The sequence below is a fragment of the Bacteroides oleiciplenus YIT 12058 genome, from assembly GCF_000315485.1.
Classification (GTDB): Bacteria; Bacteroidota; Bacteroidia; order Bacteroidales; family Bacteroidaceae; genus Bacteroides; species Bacteroides oleiciplenus.
Genome location: NZ_JH992940.1, coordinates 1,237,606 through 1,257,192, shown reverse-complemented (window position 1 = coordinate 1,257,192; position 19,587 = coordinate 1,237,606). Strand labels below are relative to the sequence as shown.

The window sequence follows — 19,587 nt, the reverse complement described above, 5'->3', positions numbered from 1 at the left end:
TCAATACATGAAGCTTTCCACCGCCAGCATCTGACTTCTCCATGCGAAACCGCTGTGGGTACGTACCGCGTCCACTATCCTGCATACTTTCTGCGATATGGCCGATGCCGAGATACCCATGCATTCCGCCAGTGCCTTGAACGAGAACTGCGCCTCATAGAACCTGAGCATGAACATCCGGTACTCCTCGTAGGAGAACTTCTGCCTTACGAAACGCAGTATGTCTCTTACCAGCCGCTCGCACCCGTTCAGGTCGTCCTCGGAAAGGAATTTTGCCTCTTCGCCACATCGGAGGAAGAAATCATCTTCAGGGTGTGCATACCGATTCTCCCTTTTAATCTTTACCAGGGCCGCCTTTTTGTAGCATCCGATGAAATACGCGTCATAGTCCGTTATGTCCTTTCCGGGAACCAGCACCTGCCTTCTTACAAAAAGGTAGGTGTCATGGAAATTGTCCTCGTCCAGCATTCCGTACCGGCGTAACGTCCCTCTCAACCTGTCATAGGATGCAGTGAACCACTCGTTGAACAGTCTTTCCTTTTCTGCGCTCTTGTCTGCCATAGCTTTATATTTTTTTGAGTTATACATGGCCTACACGGGTAGGCATTCTTATTTCTTGTGCTTCCTCCAGTTTGTTTTTCGGCGGTCTCCGGCAAGGCTTGCCGTGAAAAAATACGCTCACGCGAAGCGTGAGGAAGATTTTTTCACGTGCAACCAGCCCGAAGGGCCGCCTTGCGGGACCGGCCTGAAAAACAACTATTTTTGCCGCAAGAAATGAGGATGATGGATTCCTTCCTTCTATCTATTGTCTGTCCGGTGAGAATTTAGATTCCATGCAGCTTTTCTGTCTTTGGTATGTTTGGAGAAATATTCAAGGATATGAAATGAGAACGGCAATACGTGATGTTGCGGAAGGAGCAGATATGGGATTGGAAACAGGAAGCGTGCCCGGGCTTTCATGCAGTTTATACGGCGGTGTTGATTTTGGGGAGGATTACAGGGAAGTGACAGGAAAGTCGGCCGTTCCGGAGAAATTGTATGTGTACGTTGTTCCTTCCGAAATACGGAGTCTTTTAAAATCATGGAAGACCTCATTCGGGAGTGTGTCTCGATATTTGCCTGAGACAAAATTATAAGTCGCCTATTCATGGATAAGTATTTGGAATATATCAACGACATGCTACGATGCAATAAAGAGAATCGGAACGGCAGACTGAAACTCGCAATCTGCTGATAATGCGGACTATTCTAAAACAAGTGTGGAAAACTTGAAGACATCCGACGGAAAACCTTGGAAAAAGAAGAACCGGACAAAGTCTCCGCCTTCAAAATAATGCTCTATTATGCCACAGGTGCGGCATTACTTGTCATTCCGGATTGGCTTCCCATGAAATCCACCGCCCGCCATCAAGAAAACGGCCGGTGCCATATGGCAGGTAATCGTAGCGACAGCCTGTCTTTGGAACCCGTTGTCACCCTAAAGGATTTTACTGATATATTATTATGTCAGTCCTTTTTCAAATCAAAATACAGCAAACGGGTTTTCAAAGGTTCATCTTGCGGAATATCATAATATTGCTTTTCTATCACGTCTGTTTTATAGAGTGGAACGAAACCGTTTCTTTCATAATACCTGAGAATCTTTTCCTCATTGTATGCATCCACCACGATAAAACGGCATCCTGTCTTGTTGTCCTCATGACGGAACCAGTCTTTTATGAAAGCCATCAGTTGCCGTCCTACGTGGCTTGATGTACCCTGATATTCCAGGTTGACCCCCAGTCTTCCTATCAGCACGGCCGGATAGCTGCGTCCACGTTTAGGATTTACAATATTGCGTTGCAGCCTGTTTTTATCATTGGGGGATATTAATCTGGTCTTGATACTGTCATTGGACAAGGTAAACAAGGCCACAATACGATGCGGGATTTCAGTCGTCACCCAACAATATGTTTTCCCAAGGAGTTCATCCGCATACAGATCGGCATCATTGAGAAAAAAATCATCAAGGTCATTCTCGCCACAAGTGAAAGGAAGGCAATTCCTCCGTACTTCCTTGTTATAGGCAAGCATGACACAATCATCATATAAAGAAATACCGTCCATTGCTGTTAATTGAACCGGAATGAACGGGATTTCTCCAATACTTTTCGCAACCGTTTCTTTGCCTCCACTGATAACCGGGGTGTTACCTTTGCGGCGTTCTTGTCTGCACTGCGTACGAAATCTTCCGCCGTAACGCCCTCCAAAACCGGAATGTTCTTGATAGTTATAGCCATAATATTATTTTTTGCAAAAATACAACTTTGTTGTTATACAGCCAAATAATAGCCCGTCTTCCACTCTTTTTTCCGGAATGTTCCTCCATATCCGGAAAAGTCTGTGTCACGCCACCCGTTGCGGTAAGCCGTTTTTCTCAAGGAAAGGGCAGGCAATACCGGCGGACGTGGATATGGGCAAAACAACCCGCATATGCAATGCAGAGGGAGCAGGAGAGCCTTCACCACAGCCGGAGAGAAAAGTGGTTTCATGCCGGGGTACGGCATGAAAAGGGGCTCCCGGACAGTTCTTTTCCTTGTCGCACATGCACTACGTCGGTCGCAGTTTTCGCCTTCTGAATCCCTCTTACGTCCGTCCCTGCGCTTTCGGAGCGTTTTTCCGGCAGAAAATTTCGCCGTACGGAAATTTTCTGCCGGAAACCGAAGGGAAAACGCGGAGTCCCGCAGGGACGGACGAACTTTGATGAGGAAGGGGAAAATCATCCGTTTCATAAATACCATTTCCTCAGATGGCATCGCATATTTCCTTCTCCATCTTTTCCAGCTTATGGGACAGGATTTCCATGTCGCTGCTGATCTTCTGGTTGGTTATCCGGGCATATATCTGGGTGGTTTTCAAATCCGTATGCCCCAAAAGACGGCTTACGGTCTCGATGGGTACACCGTGCGAGAGCAGCACGGTGGTGGCGTTCGTATGCCGGGCCACATGATAGGTCAGCCGTATCTTGAAACCGCACTGCCTGCCAAGTTCCTTCAATATGGTGTTGCATCTGCCGTTGCTCGGTACCGGAAATACATGACCGTCCTTGGACAGTCCCTTATACTTCTCTATGATGCGCTTGGGCACGTCCAGCAGGCGGATGTTGGACTCGGTGTTTGTCTTGCGACGGCGGGTGATGATCCAGAGGTTGCCGTCGAAGAAGGTCTGGAGCCGGTCGGTCGTCAGTGCCTTCACGTCCGCGTATGCCAGTCCGGTGAACACAGAGAAGATGAAGAGGTCGCGTACCAGTTCGCAGGTCCCGCTTTTCACCGGGGTCTCCATCAACGTCTGTATCTCACACTCCGTCAGGTAGCCTCGGTCAACGCTCTCGGGGGAATTGATGTACCCGGCGAAGGGGTTGAAGGGAAGCGCACCGCTGTTGCGGGCGATGGAGATGACGTGCTTGAGCCCGATCATGTAACCCCATACGGTATTGGTGCGGCATTTCTTCTCCGTACGCAGGAAATACTCGAAGTTGTTGATGAAGGTCAGGTTGAGTTCCTTCAGGGGGATGTCGTCACGGCGGTATACTTTCGGGACGAACTCGCAAAGGTGCCTGTATATGGTACGGTAGCGGTTGTATGTTCCCTGCACGCGGCTGTGTCCCACTTTCTTGATGAACTCCTCGTTGTGCTGCTCGAAGAGCTTCAGCAGCGTCTCGCGTTTCACGCCCAGCCCGAGGCAGGCGTCCCTCAGCCTGGCGGCGGTGACATAGCCGTCGGACTGCATCAGTTCCTGGTAACGGCGGTTCACGTCCACGCGTATCCGGTCAACCGCCGCATTGATTTTCTGCGCCTCGGCGCTCTTGCCCGTGGCACGTGCCGTTTTCACGTCCCAAAGTTTCGGGGGCACGTCCAGCTTGCAGCTGAACTGCTTGATTTCGCCGTCTACCGTAAGACGGCACATCAGGGGGAGATAGCCGTTGGCTCTCTCGCTGCCCTTCTTCACGTAGAAGAGGATTTTGAAGGTCGATCTGCTCATACTCGTTTTCATACTTTTTTGATCGTTACAAAGTTAATATCAAGCGAGTTGTCCTCAGGTATGAAAAACTGTGCAAATTACTGAAATAGAATCTGTTGTGCCGTTTCTTGTTCCTGTTATATCAGTAACGATATGGGAACTGAAGTCTTTCGCAGCTTTTATCGGACCTCCTTTTTCAGCTTATGCAGTATTATGAGTTAAACACCTAACCACTTAATAGACTGCATTTTTGCTGTATTATCATCAACCTTGCTTTTTCTTTCTGCGTTTATTTTAAATTAATACTTCATACTCCTATGCTATAAACAAAGTAAAAGAGAAAAAGTGCAATCATTCTATTTGCGAATTTAACGGTTCTTTTGCATATATCCAATAATCTCGCAAGTTTGTTTCATTCTAGTTTTTGCTGTGTTAATTTTTAACACAAGGTGCTTGGGTAGTTAACAAGATTGTCATGTCTATTAAACCATGTTATAAAAGTGCCTGTTCGGGCCTGAAAATTTGGAGTTATCCCCAAAGTCCGTATCTTTGCAATGTGTTTTTCATAGTATTAGATTTAAGGTTAACAAAAAGATTGGCTGTCTGGGATAGATAGCCTTTTTTTATTTAAAACAAAAAACAATGAAACAAGAAGTCTTATTCCTTCTACTGAATGGTTATGCCGACTGGGAAGGCGCATTCCTCTCTATCTCTTTAAATGCCGGAGTAATACCGGGTAGTGAAGTGAAATATATCCCCAAAACAGTGGCTCCAACACTGAACGAAGTGCGCTCCATAGGTGGTTTCCGTACTTTACCCGATTATAGCTTTCAAACCATTCCTGCTGATTATGCTGCATTGATATTGATAGGTGGCATGCAATGGCAATCTCCCGAAGCGGAGCAGGTTGTCCCCATTGTGCAAGAGGCTTTGCAGCGTGGAAAAATTGTCGGAGCTATTTGTAATGCTTCTGCATTTATGGGCGCACACGGCTTTCTGAACAATGTGAAACATACCAGCAACACGCTTCCATATCTGAAACAATTTGCGGGTGAGCAATACACCAACGAAGCTGGGTATCAGGAAGTGCAAGCCGTCAGCGATCAGAATATTGTGACTGCCAACGGCACGGGACACTTGGAATTTACCCGAGAATTACTGCTTCTTTTAGAGGCCGATAGTCCAGAAAATATTGAAGCTTCTTACAACTTTTATAAAAATGGCTTTGTGAGGTAACTTGTAAAGTTATACTTTTTATAATAACATGACTACACTTTTTGAGATAAAATGTGCAGTTCAATGATGAGAATAAAGAGGGGCTTATTTTAATGAGAAAAATAGTGCAATATTCAGATTCTTAATTAATAAATGCAATGTTGCATTCATTAATAGATTTACAATGAATGTTTTTTAATTATTCATTAATTATGCATATTGTGCCATGATAATTATTATATTTGCAAATATAATTAAATACGAATTCTTTTTCAGCTTTGAAAAATAAATATGGTTATATAACAGCTAAATTAGCTGATTATAATTATGATAAAGTTAGAAATGAAGTACTGAATGCTAAAAGCTCTGTTATATTATCAGATGAATCTAAAGGATTTCTTTCATCCAACAGGGAATGAACATTCGTACAATTATAAAACCAAAATGATCACCTCATTAATACCTACATTGTAATGAAAAAAAATATAATACTTATTTTGTTGTGTGCACTAATATTTACAGCTTGTGAAAAAAGTGTTTCAAAATACTACTCGTTAAATGTTTATGCTGCATTAGTTGATAAGGATGGAAATAATCTTTTGCAAGATTTAAATACTAAAGTATACGAAGTAGATTTGTATTATGACAGCAATAGAGAAAAACTTTTTCGTCATCTGGAGGTGTCTGATGGTTTGATAGATATCGGACCAATGGTTAAAGATGTGAATGATAATAAAACTGAAGCATATTTATTTTGGTCTGAAAAATTGATAGCTCATATAGATTGGATCGTGGAGGAAAAGTTAGGTGGTATTATTTGTACTAAAATTCGCATTAATGAACAAGAATTTTCTATAAAAGATAATTCAGAAATTATCTTGATAACAGTAGAATAAATATCAAAGAAAAAGATGAATTTATATTTTAGTCTAATAATCAATACCATTTCGTTATTGTTTGAACTAAGCAATTGTTTTTTGTAAAAGCAGTGATACCAGCACTCTTAGGATTCTAAAAGTACTTTAAACCAGTAGTCATACAGCGATTTGTCACGTACCATCCCTCGCTGTATGACATTGTGTACTGTAGGAATATTAATGTCTACAGAACCATCACTGTATAATTCGTCTTCGTAAATGGTGAGTCTTACTTCCGTCTCTCCTGTCGGACACTCAATCAGCAGGAAACTTAAATGCCGATTGTATCTTCTGTATTTTTCAATTCCTATAAATTCAGCTGTGATGACTCCTGATGCTTTATCGCTGCTTGAAATATAACATCCTTTCGCTTGCAGGCGTTCCAAAAGGTAGGGATAAAGTGTGTTGAAGTGATCTGAGTAGACACGTTTTGTCAAAAGTGCAATTTCTTCTTCTGACAGTGGTTCTGTGTTTTTTTTAGAAGAAGTTACGGATGCAGCGGTAACGCCTCCTATCATAGCGGCGCCGCAAGATGAGAAAACACATAGTGCAATGACGGCACCTGCTAATAATGTTTTAGTTTTCATGTAGTTGCTGTTTTAAAAGTTTCTGGTCTTATGCTACAAATATATAAATATTTTCTGTCTTTTCCTGTTTTCGAATCATTGATTTTTTAGTATTTTTGGAACGAAATAGAAATAGCATGTAGGCATACATTATCCAAAATATAAATTTATGAATAGACAAATTGTTTTTCTTTTTATCGTTGTTGCAACATTCTTGTTGTGTGGTTGTGGCAATTCGCAAACTCTAAAAGAGGGCGTGAATTATTACTTTGATTCGGAGAATGGGAATGATGCTAATAATGGATTGTCAGAGGGACAAGCCTGGAAAAACATAGATAAAATAAAGAATATCAGGTTGGCAGCAGGTGATAGTTTATTATTTTGCCGTGGTTCTGTTTTTTTCGGCATTCTTGAGATAAGTGTACAAGGTCGTTCTGATTGCAGAATTGTTATCGATGCTTACGGCACGGGCAAGAAACCTTGCATCACCGCTCCCGACAGTTCGTTGTACGCAGTCTGCATTAAGAATTCAGACTATGTGACGTTGCAGAACCTTGAAATCATCAATAAAGGGACTGAACGGCTGGCTCATCGTACGGGAGTAAAAGTGGTATGTGAGAATTATGGAACATCGCATAATGTGATTCTTAATGCCCTGGATATTCATGATGTGAACGGAAGCCTGGTTAAGAATGAAGGTGGAGGCTCGGGCATTCTGATTCATAATAAATGGAATAAGGATAGCATTGTTTCTGTCTTTGATAGTCTGACTATTGAAAATTGTGCCATACGTCGATGTGAGCGCAACGCTATTATCTGGAGTGCTCCCTGGAGTCGGAAGAACTGGCATCTGAGTACGAATACCGTTGTGCGGAAGAATCTTATAGAAGAAGTCCCCGGTGATGGAATCGTTCCTATCGGCTGCGATGGAGTTTTAGTGGAATATAATCTGATGCGCAATTGCACAGACCTTTTGCCTGCTGACCAAGCGGCAGCCGGCATATGGCCGTGGAGTTGTGATAATACGGTAATCCAGTTCAATGAAGTGAGCGACCATAAAGCGCCTTGGGATGCACAAGGGTTCGACTCGGACTATAATTGTACGAACACTACTATCCAGTACAATTACAGCCACCATAATGAAGGGGGCTTCATCCTGATTTGTAATGCCGGAAAAGGAGAAACTGATCCTGAGGATAACATAGGAAATAAAGGGACTATAGTTCGATATAACATAAGCATAAACGATGCTGTGCGTACACGTAAGACGCGTGTAGGAATTTTCTCACCTACTATACATATCGCCGGTCCCTGTGAAATCACCCGCATTCATAATAATATTTTGCACGCCAATGTAAAGCCTGCCAGTCACATTGACCGGAAAATGGTTACAGCCGATTCATGGGGCGGTTATGCTGACAATACTACTTTTACGGAGAATGTTTTTTATGCTCCCGAAACTTCGGCATTTAATCTTACGAAATCGACCCGTAACACTTTTAATGGAAATTATTATCTGGGTTCTTTTGCCGGAAAGCCAGAAGATAATCAGGGACATGATGCATCAGTTTATTATAGTTCACTTCTTGAGAAAGATCCGGAAGGCTTCGGTGCTCTTTCCCATTTGTTTGAAGAGGTGGAAGTGGGAGATGGAGCAGCGAGCATTAAAGCTGTTAAGAAAGCGGCTGTTCATGAATTCTTTGAAAAGATGCAGTGATTTTATTAGGCATGGTTTCGTAGGACAATAGAAGAATTTAGTACCTTTGTCTGCGAATACTAATGCGTTCCACCATAGGGAACATTTCGTCCCTCCACAAGGTACTTTTCGTCCCTCCATAAGGGAACGCAAAGTTCCTTATGAAGGGACGAATAAGCTTTCGTTATCTTCGTCTTTAGTCCTTACGAAAAAGCGCCTTAGCCTTCACAGGTAACTTGATTAATCAATTAAAGAAAAGAAGACTATGAGCGCTTATTACGACCTTTTTGAAAGTCCCGACGTACAACACACCGGCGAACCTCAACCTTTGTATGCCCGTTTTGTCCCTAAAGGCACTATGGGGCAGGAAGAATTTATCGACCGTGTCCATCGTTTCACGGGCATTAGTCATAGTTTGCTTCAAGGAGCAATGAAAGCTTTTACGGACGAACTTCGTGATTCCCTCGCCAATGGCTGGACTGTGGAGTTTGGCGAACTCGGATATTTCACTCCCTCTCTGAATAGTCGCCGGGTGATGGATAAGAAAGAACTTCGCTCGACATCTGTATCTCTGCGTGGATTGAACTTCCGTCTTAGCAAGCAGTTCTTTCGGGAACTGAACGGAAAGATTTCTTTTGAACGCCGACCTGCTCAGGAAGCATCTTCTAATGCTTCCCGCGTTTTGTCCAAAGCAGAATGTTTGAGACTCTTACAGGAATATTTGCAGAAGTATCCCTGCATTAATCGTGCGCAATATTCACAGTTGACCGGACGCAGTCGCAAACAGGCGATTGTGGAACTGAATGATTTCATTCTGGAAGGAGTGCTGGCGAAGCATGGGATGGGGAAGACGGTGGTATATGTAATTTGCAGGTAATAGTTGTAATTTATAAGACGAACACTACTATTTAATTTTTATTTTCTAGCCTTTTTAATATGTCAAACCGTTTGTTTTTTATTCTTTGTCTCTTCGTAGGTTTCTTGATATTTACTTCTTGCAGTAGAGGAGAACAGGTAAATCAACGATTACTTCGTGCTAAAACTCTGATGAATTCCTTCCCGGATAGTAGTTATTCTGTTTTGCAAGAAGTGCCTTTAAATCAGTTGTCTAAAGCTGAACAAATGTATTATGGATTGCTTCTGGCTGAGGCATCAGATAAAAATAATTTTTCTCTCCTGCCTTGCGATTCTTTAATCAATGAAGCTGTTAATTATTATGATAGTGAGATAAATCATGCAAAAGCATTAATGTATAAAGAACGTATCCAACGTCAGATGGGTATGAGTAAAGAAGCTATTGGTTGTTGTTGTGCAGCATTAAAAGAGTTGGGTAATACTAATAAGGAAGAATTACTGATAAAGGGTATGATTTATGAGGATTTGGGGAATCTTTATGTCTCACAATTATTTATAGAAAAGGCAATGAAAATGTTTGTGCAAGCAAAGGAATGCTTTACACATTGCGGTTATAAAGCTGGAATATCTTCTGTAATAAGTAATATGGGTTGGAACTATTTACTTGAAGGTGATACATTATGTGCCCGTGATTATATGAAACAAGATTTAAAGTATGTATCAGCACAGCAAGATTCTGTAGCGATATCTGCGGCATATCATAATTTGAGCTGTACTTATGAGGAAACAGATTCCATTCTTTTTTATGCCAAACTTTCTTTGGCTTATGATGATAGATTATCATTGAAAGCAGCGATTATGGTGGGATATTCATTTATAAATAAGGAGAAGTTAGACTCTGCTCTATATTATTTTCAATGGGCACTGGCTGATACAACAATAGAGACTAAGGCCTTGGCTCTTTATGGCTTAAAAGATGTAATGGAGGAAAGCGGGCAATTTCAAAAAGCAACAGAGTATTGGAACGACTATTCTGTTATAATGGATTCTATCTATTTTCTGAAAACAGATTCGGAAGTAAAACAGAAAGTTTATGAGTATGAAGCGGAAATGAAGGTTTATAAGGAAAGGATAAGAATGGAGATATGGCATTGTTCTCTTATAGTTTGTTGCGTGCTGGTTGTACTCTTTGCTGTATTGGGAATTTTGTGGATGAAGCGTCGAAAAGATATGCTTCAATTAGGGTATGAGCGTGATATGGCAACGCTTCAATACCACATAGCTTCGTTGCGGAGTGAACAGGAAAAAGGTAGAGAAACGCTTTCCAAAAAAGAATGTGAAATTAGAAAAATGGCTGATGAAAAAGCCAAGCTATGTAATCTTATTTTTGAAAAATCGACTATTTATAAAAAAATAGCTGAACTCAGTCTTCAAAAGAAAGGCAGAAAGAAGCAAGAAATACGCGTTTTGGTTGAAGAAGAACAAAATATTCTTCGTACTACCATTGCAAATATTTATAGGGACTATATAATATATTTGAAAGAGGTTTATCCTAAATACACGGAAGATGACTGCTTATTTTCCTGTTTGTCACTATGTGGCTGGGATGACTTTACAATTGCCTTATGTTTTGGAAATTCGGATAAAAGAATTGTGATTCAAAGACGCTATAGAATGAAAATGAAGTCTTCCGATTAAAATTTATAGTAGATTGTTACTGGGTAATATGTAATTGATTGATAATTAGTACTGTATATAAATGTGTTGTTACCGTTTTTATTATGTTTTTTGCTTTCATGTTGCTAACTTTGAGACATTGTTAATCTTTAAATACATGAAAATATGAAAACTCTATTCTTTATTTTATTGGGCAGTTTGTTTTTATTACATCCTACCTTTATGTACGCTTCGGCTACTGCGAACAAAAGTAAGAGTATCGCTGAAACTAGTAATAAAAAGCCTAGAAAGCCAGCCAGTATTCATTTGTTAAAAAGAGATCGTGTAACTCGTTCTGTTTTAATGGTTCCTGGTTATATTGAAGATAATAAACTTTATGTTTGTTTTGATAAACCTGTGGAAAGCGAATATGTAGTTGTGACAGATATTGAGTCTGGTAAACAGGTTTATTCTGGAACTTTTACGGGAAGTGTTCTGGTTATATCTTTAATTGAATTGAGCGAATCTTACGTAGTAGAGATTGTGTAGGAAGGCTTTTGTCTATTTGTTATATAAGTATAGTTAATCTAACGATACATGAAGATATGAGAATTTTATTGTTTTTGTTAGGGAGTTTATTCTCTCTGACAGGCTATGCACAATCTCTAAATTCAACTTGCAGCCAACCCCGAGGTGGAGACTGGCTTGTAAAACGAATGATTGCAGCCTGCGAGCCAGGAAAAAGTGGTGTTGGACAAGTATGGGATTTCAGTGATTTGGAATTTCAGGAGGTTAAGTATGAATTAAAATACATGGCACAAGGTGTTGATACGGTGATTGGTACTGAACATCGTACCATGTATTACTATCGTACTTCCGGCGACTCTCTTTTTTGTTTGGGTTATGAAAATCCTACTACTTTCATTACTTATCAGAAACCGGAATTACTTTTAACTTTTCCAGTTTTTCAGGGGCGTGCAGTGACTGATTATTTTGATGGAAAGGGGCGTTATTGTGAGAAATTGGATGTTCATTTACGAGGTAAAAGTATGATTACAGCTGACGCCTCCGGGATGCTGATCTTGCCGGAAGGTGATACTTTGCGTAAAGTTCTACGTGTTTATACGCATAGATTCATTCATCAGAGAATGACTCCAATATTGACTACAGTGGACACTTTGCAATTAGATTCTCTTGCTTTCATTTTGAATCATGATAGTATTGAATATCTATTATCCAATGATTCCACTCATTTGGAAACAGAAACTTGGCGGTGGTATGCGGACGGTTACCGTTATCCGGTATTTGAAACGGTAAAAAGTACTACCTATAGATTTGGAAATGCTCACAAGTATTTCACGACCTCTTTTGTTTATCTGCCTGAAGAACAATATTATGATTTATCATATGATACGGATAATCAAAAACGGCGTGATGAGGTAAGTAATGAGAAAAGAGAACGAGAATGGTGGAATACTGACGAAGGTGGTGTAAATGGAAGGAGGAACGATGTTGTTAGTTATTCCTTCGGTATCGGCGATGATGGTAATCTACAAATTAACTATACGTTGAAACAGTCAGGGGATGTTTCATTGATAATTTTTGATTTACAAGGTAGACAATTATCAAATATCTCAAAGAGGTCGGAAGGTTTAGGTAAATGCCGGGAGATAATCTCACTAAGTGGTTATTCGAAAGGAGAATATATATTGCAAATAGTTGCTGGTGAGAAAGTGTATGGGGAGAAATTCTTCAAACCATGAGACTCTTAAAATATGAATACTAAAAAACACATTCTATGAGACGATTCATTTTTTTATTTTTTGTTATAAGTTCATCCGTATATTCTCAAGAAAGTTTAAAGAGGGAAGACGGGCAGAAAAGTAATGCTGATTCTATTATGGCTCTTTCTGCTAGTTATCCTGAATATCCTCGTATTATACCTCCTTCTCCGGAAGTGGCTTCTATTTTTAAGTTCGTTGATTATGCAGTGAATCATTCTACGGGATTAACTCAAATCAGCATTCCTTTATATACAGTAACATGCGGTGATTTAACTTTGCCCATAAGTATTGATTATCATGCCAGCGGGCGCAGATACAATGACGTTACGGGACCTGTCGGTTTAGGCTGGATTTTGAATGCCGGTGGAACAATAGCGAGAACCGTTTATGGTTTTCCGGATGAAATAAAGCCAGTTTCACCTTTATTGAAAGAGGCAGGAGAATTATCTATTAAAAAAGACTTTAGGTATTTGGCAGGGATTTATTACGATCGTAATGAGTCTTTAGGCCAAGGTCTGGATGGAGAATATGATTTGTATTCTTATTCTTTACCTGGACTTTCCGGTAATTTTGTTTTCTATGATGGTTATCCAAGGTCATTATCTTTAAATGTTGTTAGTATAATAAAATTAGCAGGTTCATATTATACGGATTTTGGTTTTAGCATAACTGCAGAAAATGGGACGGAATATATTTTTGGAGATGGTGGGAGTACTAGCGTATTTTCTCCTTATGGTAATACCAGTAGTTCAGCTAATACTTCCTGGTATTTAAAAGAAATCCGGTCAGCTGATGGAAAGCATACTATACGGTTGACATATACAAATGTAGATCTTGTTCCCGGTGGCACTATTACGCATACAATAGTAAATGAAAACATGATAGTGAATGATATGATAACTCAAAGTTATCAAGGTCAAGTTAGTGGTGCACCTGATTATAAGACTTCTTCAATGGGGATGACCTTCAGACCGAAAAGATTGAAAGAGATAGATTTTGGTACAGGGAAGGTCACTTTTGATATAGAGCAGACTGGGGGTAAGATAAATAAGATAGAAATAAAGGATATGGATGGATCAGTAGTGAAAACATTTGTTTTTTTATATTCCTTGCTTGACCGGACGATGGTTGATAACTATAAATTGGAGCAAGTGAGTTGTGTGTCTGGGGCAAATAAATCTGATGTTTATCGTTTTGAGTATTACCCGACATCGGTTTCTTTAAGTTCCAAGCAATGTGATTATTGGGGGTATGTCAATAGTAATTCTTCTTCGTTTTTTATTCCTGGATTTCAGGCTAATGTTAATCAACATCTGACAACCATAGGACATTCGGATGTCAATAGAGAACCTGATGAGACTAAAAAAAAGAGTGGAGTATTAAAAAAAATAATTTATCCAACCGGGAATAGTACCGAATATATTTATGAAACCAACAAATATTATTCGGGTAATACTGCTAAAGCAGGTCCTGGGTTGCGGATTAAACAGATAAAGACAACAGACGATTTTGGAAAAAAACAACTTCGTACTTTTGAGTATGGTAATAATGGAGTTGGTAGTTTAGTGATGCCGCCTGCAATACAATATTGGGGGTTTGAAAGTATTTATCTGGATGTAGCAGGAAGTATTTCCAACCCAAGTGCCAGTAGCTATTATGGCCATTATCGCCAACGCATATACTCTTCCGAAGCACCTCAGGATGCTGCTTATTATGCAGGACAACCGATCTTTTATTCAACCGTAACAGAATATAGGGGAGATCAAAATAGTAATACGGGTAAAACGGTTTATAATTATATGGATCCCAATACAGATTCTTACGTTTATAATATTCCAAGGGCAACTTATCCTAGTTTGTATCCCGCTTACTATCCTCCTACGATGCCGAAAACATTCAACTTTGATAGCTCTTCCGATTACTATCGATATACGTATCAGTTTGGTAGCCTCTGGAAAGAACGGAACTTGACATCTCAAATAGAATATGAAAATGTTAATGGAAGCTATGATATGATTAAATCGGTTAACTATCAATATGAAAAGAGGACCGCATCAGCATTGCATGGCTTGAAAGTATTCAAATATCTTCAGGTTAGGAACGATTATGATCACCAAACGGAAGAATTTATTGCCGCAGACTTTGGACTTCCGGTTTTTTTGTTTGCCACTTATTACATTACACGGGGGAGAGAGTTGCTAACGTCAGTAACAGAAAATGAAATTAGGCAAGGTCATACAGTCTCTACCACTCGGTCATTGACCTATGATTCTAATTGTATGCTTAAAAATAATACTATAAAGAATAGCTCAGGAATCAATCAAGTTGAGGAAATATACTATCCCACGTTTGATGAATATAAAGATTTGGATATATGTAAAAAAATGATTTCGTTAAAAATGCGGAATCTTCCATTGAAGAGAAGTATAATCCAAAATGGCAAGAGTAACAGTGTATTGACTACTTATAAAGACTTTGGTGCTAATTTTATCAAGCCTTCGCAATTTTTGATCCAAAAGGATGACAATACGCCAACGGTACAAATGACATTTCATCGCTATGATAGTTATGGAAATCCAGTGTATGTAACCATGGACAATATGATGAATACAGTGTATTTATGGGGATATAAAGGGATGTATCCTGTTGCGAAAATAGAGAATGCTACCGCTGATCAAGTAGAAGCTGTTTTGGGCACTTCTCTGGAGTCATTATCGTCATCGTCAACATACGATACTCGCATAGATAATCTATGCACGGATATTCGTTTGGTAAATGCGCATGTTACTGTGTATAAGTACAAACCATTGGTTGGTATTTCATCCATTACTTCTCCTACCAGATTGGTGACAATTTATATGTATGATTCATTCAATCGTTTGCGGCAGATCTCAATTAAATATCCGGATGGTACCGAAAAAGTTATTGAGACCTACAATTATAATTATAGATCTAATTAATGCTTCGGCATAAAGAAGAAAGATGCTGAATTTAATATTTGAGTCAGATGTGTAATTACCGTTTAAATTAGTTAGATATGAAATATTTATATTTATTGATAGCACTTAGTCTTTCGAGTATAGTAATAGCGCAAGTGGGTAATCAAAATTATATTTGCACTCGCACTATGCTGAATACATCAGGTAAATCATATATTGAGCAGATTGTCTACTATGATGGTTTGGGACGTCCATTTCAAACTGTACATAAACCGGTTGAAAATGATAAGGTACCGGCAAATAGCATTTTGGTAACTTTACAGGAATATGACGATGTGGGACGGGCGGATAAAACCTGGTTGCCTATAGTTGCCAGCTCTGATTACCTTGCGCCTTCTTCGTTTAAAAGTGCTGCACCGGGTAATCATGATAATGATTCTCGTCCTTATAGCCAGCCCATTTATGAGCCCTCCCCTTTGAACCGTATTGTACAGCAGTATGATCCCGGTGCGGCTTGGTATAGCGGGCATCCGGTAGCTGTGGAATATTTGACAAATACTTCCACTCCTCCGCTCCATTGTATTAACTATTCAGTGAATACTTCAGGGACGTTGGTTGATAACGGGAACTATGCTGCTACCCAGCTCAAGGTGACTAAAACAACAGATGAAGATGGCAATGTGAGCTATTCTTTCGCCGATAAACTGGATCGTGTCATACTGATCCGTCGGATGGAAGGGAATCTGACGAATGATACCTATTATGTTTTTGATGATTACGGCAATCAATGTTTTGTTCTTCAGCCCATGTATCAGGAAAACGCAAATTTGGCTTTATATGCTTTCCAATACAAGTACGATGGACGTAATCGGTGTATCGAAAAGAAACTACCCAGCGTACAGGCCATCACGTATGTTTATGACATGGCAGACAACCTTATATTCTCCCAGGATGGCAACCAGCGAACGACTAAGCAATGGACATTCTATTTGTATGATAAATTTCGTCGTTTGGTGGTGCAGGGCGTGTGTGAAAATACCAATACTGATTCAGCATCTTCGGAGGTTGTTAGTTGTATACGATTAAGTACTAATTCAGGATTGGGGAATAGTGGATATTCTTCCAGTTTTACATTGACGTCTGCCACTCTGCATATGGTAAATTACTATGATGGATATGATTTTTTAGCATTGACAGGTTTCGTTGGTGATAACCATTTTCCTGCTGTAAATGCCAGTGTCAGCGCTACTAGTAAAGGTTTTCTCACTGGCAGTGTTATTACTTTGATTGAAAATGGTGCAAAACTCTATTCGGCAAATTATTATGATAATGAAGGACGTGTAGTAAAGTCGGTTTCCAGTAATCATATGGGCGGGTATGAGACGGTTAGCACGACCTATACTTTTACAGGAAAACCCCTGACTGTACAACATGTTCATTCTGCGGCAGGCAAGGATACTCAAACAGAAGTTTATACCTATGGTTATGACCATGCGGAACGTGTGATCAAGGTACAGTACAGCCTAAACAACAAGACGGTTACAATGGCTGACAATACGTATGATAACTTTGGACGTTTACATACAAAGTCACTACATGGTTCTGGGCATATGCTTACTTATACTTATAATATCCGCGATTGGCTCATAAAAATAGATGGTTTAAAGTTTACTCAAAACCTTTATTATAATACGGGTACCAGCACTGCTTACTATAACGGAAATATCAGTAGTATGACTTGGGTAAGTGGAGATGAGGATGTAACTCGTGGCTATAAATTTACTTACGACAATTTAAATCGTATGAAGAATGCTGCATACGGTGAAAGTTCTACTATATCTGCCAATGCTGGGCGTTTTTCCGAGAATGTTACAGGTTATGATAAGAATGGAAATATCAGATATCTTCAACGTTATGGCAAAACGAGTAGTACTATTTATGGTATGATTGATAATTTAACTATTGTTTATGATGGGAATCAACTGAAATATGCCAATGATGCTGCTACTGACCCTCTTTATAGTGGTGCCTTTAACTTTGTAGATGGTTCAAATAGTACGGGGATAGAGTATAAATATGATGCTAATGGAAATTTAGAACAAGATTACGATAAGAAAATATCGAAGGTTCAATATAATAGTTTAAATTTGCCAAGTACATTGCAATTTACGAATGGCAACTGTGCCGATTATTTTTACGGTGCTGATGGCGTGAAGCGGCGGGTTGTCCATAAGACGGCAATAGCTAATGTTTCTGTTCCAATGGGGCAGATAGTAGATTTAGCTGATAATCAGGTTTCTCATACTGATAAAACTGATTATTGCGGTAATGTGATCTATGAAAATGAAAGCCTTAGCAAGATTCTTACTGAAGAAGGTTATGTGACGGTTAGTGGTGGTGTCCATACTTACCATTATTACCTGAAAGATCATCAGGAAAATAATCGTGTTGTCATAAATCAAACGGGTACGGTTGAGCAGATTAATCATTATTATCCTTTTGGTGGTCTATTTGAAGTTAATACTGCTACCTCGGGTATTCAATCTTATAAGTATAATGGAAAGGAATTGGATAGAATGCATGGACTGGATTGGTATGATTATGGGGCGAGGATGTATGATGCGACGCTGGGGAGATGGCATGTTGTGGATCCAATGGGCGAAAAGTATTACTCTACAAGCCCGTATACTTATTGCTTGAATAGTCCAGTTAATGCAGTGGATAAACAGGGAAAACTTGTACTTTTTATAAATGGATTTCACAATGGAAGTGGAGGTACTAGTAAATATTGGGGGGGCTTTGATATCATGGCTATGAAAATACTAAATGATGATAAATTTTTGTATAAAGATGGAGCTTTAGGAGGTTTTAAAGCGTTAAAGGAAGATAATAAAATATTGAATGCCAACTATAGAAAAGATTATGGGTATAAAGAAGGTAAGATGGATGCTATGAAAATAGTAAATATGATTAGTGACGAAAGGGGCAATATAAAGGAAACTATTAAAATTTTAACTCATAGTATGGGTGCAGCATATGCCAAGGGATATATTCAAGCATTGAAAGAATACTTTGTAGAAAATAATATTCCATTAAATTCTATTGCCTTTGAAATGGATTTTGCTCCTTTTCAACCTACAAAGCAGACTGCTGTTGAAGGTGTAGCTACGTATCAAGTGACTAATACAAACGATATGATAGCGAATAATCGTTTGTTGGGTAGCCCTAGCGGTTCCATCAAGGGGGCAACAGTTTATTTTAATAACGATGAACATAAGGGACATAGCATAACGGATTTTATAGATCAATTATGGAGACTTCCTACCGGTACGTATCGAGTTGATGAAAAAGGTAATATAATAAGAGAAAAATAATATGGATATACTGTCTGTTTTATTGATTTTATTTCCTGCCCTAATATTGATGGGTATAGACCTTAAAAAGAATTTTGGAGATATAAACCCTTTATTTCTTTTTATAGGAGCTTTTGTCGTATTTATTGTCTTTTTTGTTGTTGTATGGTTTGTTGTCGATTGTATATATGGAGAACAAATATCGTGGATAATATATGCTTATTCTCTTATTAGCTTGTCTCCATTTATTGTTATATTACTTTTTCGCTGTTTAAGGCTAAAAGTTCTGTGGACAAAGAAAAATTGGTATTGGATTTTAAGCATTGCCATTCTGATAGAAATATATTGTCTAAGGTTTATTTATAATATGTATCATTAGCTGTCCTTTAATTGCTTTGTTAAGCTAAAAGCGTGTTAAAGCTGTCGAAAAATAGGAATAATTGATATTGTACAAAATGATATACTTTTTTTATAGTATTCTTATACTGTTATATTTCAGAGACTTACTAGCTATAATATATCCAGCTTTTTTCTACTAATATATACCTAAGTCACCGTTAAAGCACCACCCCGCTTTCACGGCATAGTATCTTTGCAACGTGATCAC

Annotated in this window: 16 protein-coding genes; 10 read left to right on the top strand and 6 right to left on the bottom strand. The window is 39.3% G+C overall.

What is annotated here, in order from left to right; all coding sequences use genetic code 11:
• Positions 1–561 carry an RNA polymerase sigma factor gene (locus tag HMPREF9447_RS05435; RefSeq protein ID WP_004295311.1) on the bottom strand — a complete coding sequence of 187 codons (561 nt, stop codon included), beginning with the start codon at positions 559–561 and terminating at the stop codon, positions 1–3.
• Between the two features lie 323 nt (positions 562–884).
• On the opposite strand from HMPREF9447_RS05435, the gene HMPREF9447_RS28735 reads away from it, so the two are divergent.
• Positions 885–1,136: a hypothetical protein gene (locus HMPREF9447_RS28735; RefSeq protein ID WP_224205373.1), complete on the top strand. Its 252-nt coding sequence runs from the start codon at positions 885–887 to the stop codon at positions 1,134–1,136.
• Positions 1,137–1,506: 370 nt separating this feature from the next.
• On the opposite strand, the gene HMPREF9447_RS05425 is transcribed toward HMPREF9447_RS28735, so the two are convergent.
• The 4 genes from HMPREF9447_RS05425 to HMPREF9447_RS05415 are packed head-to-tail and all read right to left on the bottom strand — an operon-like array spanning position 1,507 to position 4,032.
• Positions 1,507–2,106: a GNAT family N-acetyltransferase gene (locus HMPREF9447_RS05425; protein WP_004295313.1), complete on the bottom strand. Its 600-nt coding sequence runs from the start codon at positions 2,104–2,106 to the stop codon at positions 1,507–1,509.
• Between the two features lie 5 nt (positions 2,107–2,111).
• Complete coding sequence (locus HMPREF9447_RS28730; RefSeq protein ID WP_004295314.1) at positions 2,112–2,279, bottom strand: hypothetical protein; 168 nt, start codon at positions 2,277–2,279, stop codon at positions 2,112–2,114.
• A gap of 33 nt (positions 2,280–2,312) precedes the next feature.
• Positions 2,313–2,780 carry a hypothetical protein gene (locus tag HMPREF9447_RS28390; RefSeq protein WP_004295315.1) on the bottom strand — a complete coding sequence of 156 codons (468 nt, stop codon included), beginning with the start codon at positions 2,778–2,780 and terminating at the stop codon, positions 2,313–2,315.
• Positions 2,781–2,784: 4 nt separating this feature from the next.
• Positions 2,785–4,032 carry a site-specific integrase gene (locus tag HMPREF9447_RS05415; RefSeq protein WP_005637871.1) on the bottom strand — a complete coding sequence of 416 codons (1,248 nt, stop codon included), beginning with the start codon at positions 4,030–4,032 and terminating at the stop codon, positions 2,785–2,787.
• A gap of 609 nt (positions 4,033–4,641) precedes the next feature.
• Here HMPREF9447_RS05415 and HMPREF9447_RS05410 point away from each other — a divergent pair.
• On the top strand, positions 4,642–5,235 hold the full coding sequence (locus HMPREF9447_RS05410; RefSeq protein WP_009128730.1) for a type 1 glutamine amidotransferase family protein: 594 nt from the start codon (positions 4,642–4,644) through the stop codon (positions 5,233–5,235).
• Positions 5,236–5,687: 452 nt separating this feature from the next.
• Positions 5,688–6,110, top strand: coding sequence for a hypothetical protein (locus tag HMPREF9447_RS05405; protein ID WP_009128729.1), 423 nt, complete (start codon positions 5,688–5,690; stop codon positions 6,108–6,110).
• 107 nt (positions 6,111–6,217) lie between these two features.
• On the opposite strand, the gene HMPREF9447_RS05400 is transcribed toward HMPREF9447_RS05405, so the two are convergent.
• Entirely contained in the window at positions 6,218–6,718 is a 501-nt protein-coding gene (locus HMPREF9447_RS05400) for a hypothetical protein (RefSeq protein ID WP_009128728.1), read from the bottom strand.
• 148 nt (positions 6,719–6,866) lie between these two features.
• Between HMPREF9447_RS05400 and HMPREF9447_RS05395 the strand changes: the two genes are divergently transcribed.
• From HMPREF9447_RS05395 to HMPREF9447_RS05365, 7 genes are all read left to right on the top strand, one after another.
• Positions 6,867–8,414, top strand: coding sequence for a right-handed parallel beta-helix repeat-containing protein (locus tag HMPREF9447_RS05395; RefSeq protein WP_009128726.1), 1,548 nt, complete (start codon positions 6,867–6,869; stop codon positions 8,412–8,414).
• Between the two features lie 244 nt (positions 8,415–8,658).
• Positions 8,659–9,270 (top strand): HU family DNA-binding protein, encoded by a 612-nt coding sequence (locus tag HMPREF9447_RS05390; protein ID WP_009128725.1) that lies wholly within the window; start codon positions 8,659–8,661, stop codon positions 9,268–9,270.
• A 59-nt stretch (positions 9,271–9,329) separates the two neighbouring features.
• The gene (locus HMPREF9447_RS05385) at positions 9,330–10,946 is read left to right on the top strand and encodes a hypothetical protein (RefSeq protein WP_009128724.1); all 1,617 of its coding nucleotides are present in this window, start codon (positions 9,330–9,332) and stop codon (positions 10,944–10,946) included.
• Between the two features lie 144 nt (positions 10,947–11,090).
• A complete protein-coding gene (locus HMPREF9447_RS05380; protein ID WP_009128723.1) occupies positions 11,091–11,453 on the top strand; it encodes a hypothetical protein in 363 nt (120 codons plus the stop codon).
• A gap of 56 nt (positions 11,454–11,509) precedes the next feature.
• Positions 11,510–12,667, top strand: coding sequence for a T9SS type A sorting domain-containing protein (locus HMPREF9447_RS05375; RefSeq protein ID WP_009128722.1), 1,158 nt, complete (start codon positions 11,510–11,512; stop codon positions 12,665–12,667).
• Between the two features lie 35 nt (positions 12,668–12,702).
• On the top strand, positions 12,703–15,648 hold the full coding sequence (locus HMPREF9447_RS05370; RefSeq protein WP_009128721.1) for a hypothetical protein: 2,946 nt from the start codon (positions 12,703–12,705) through the stop codon (positions 15,646–15,648).
• 77 nt (positions 15,649–15,725) lie between these two features.
• A complete protein-coding gene (locus tag HMPREF9447_RS05365; RefSeq protein ID WP_009128720.1) occupies positions 15,726–19,001 on the top strand; it encodes a DUF6443 domain-containing protein in 3,276 nt (1,091 codons plus the stop codon).
• Positions 19,002–19,587: the final 586 nt, after the last annotated feature.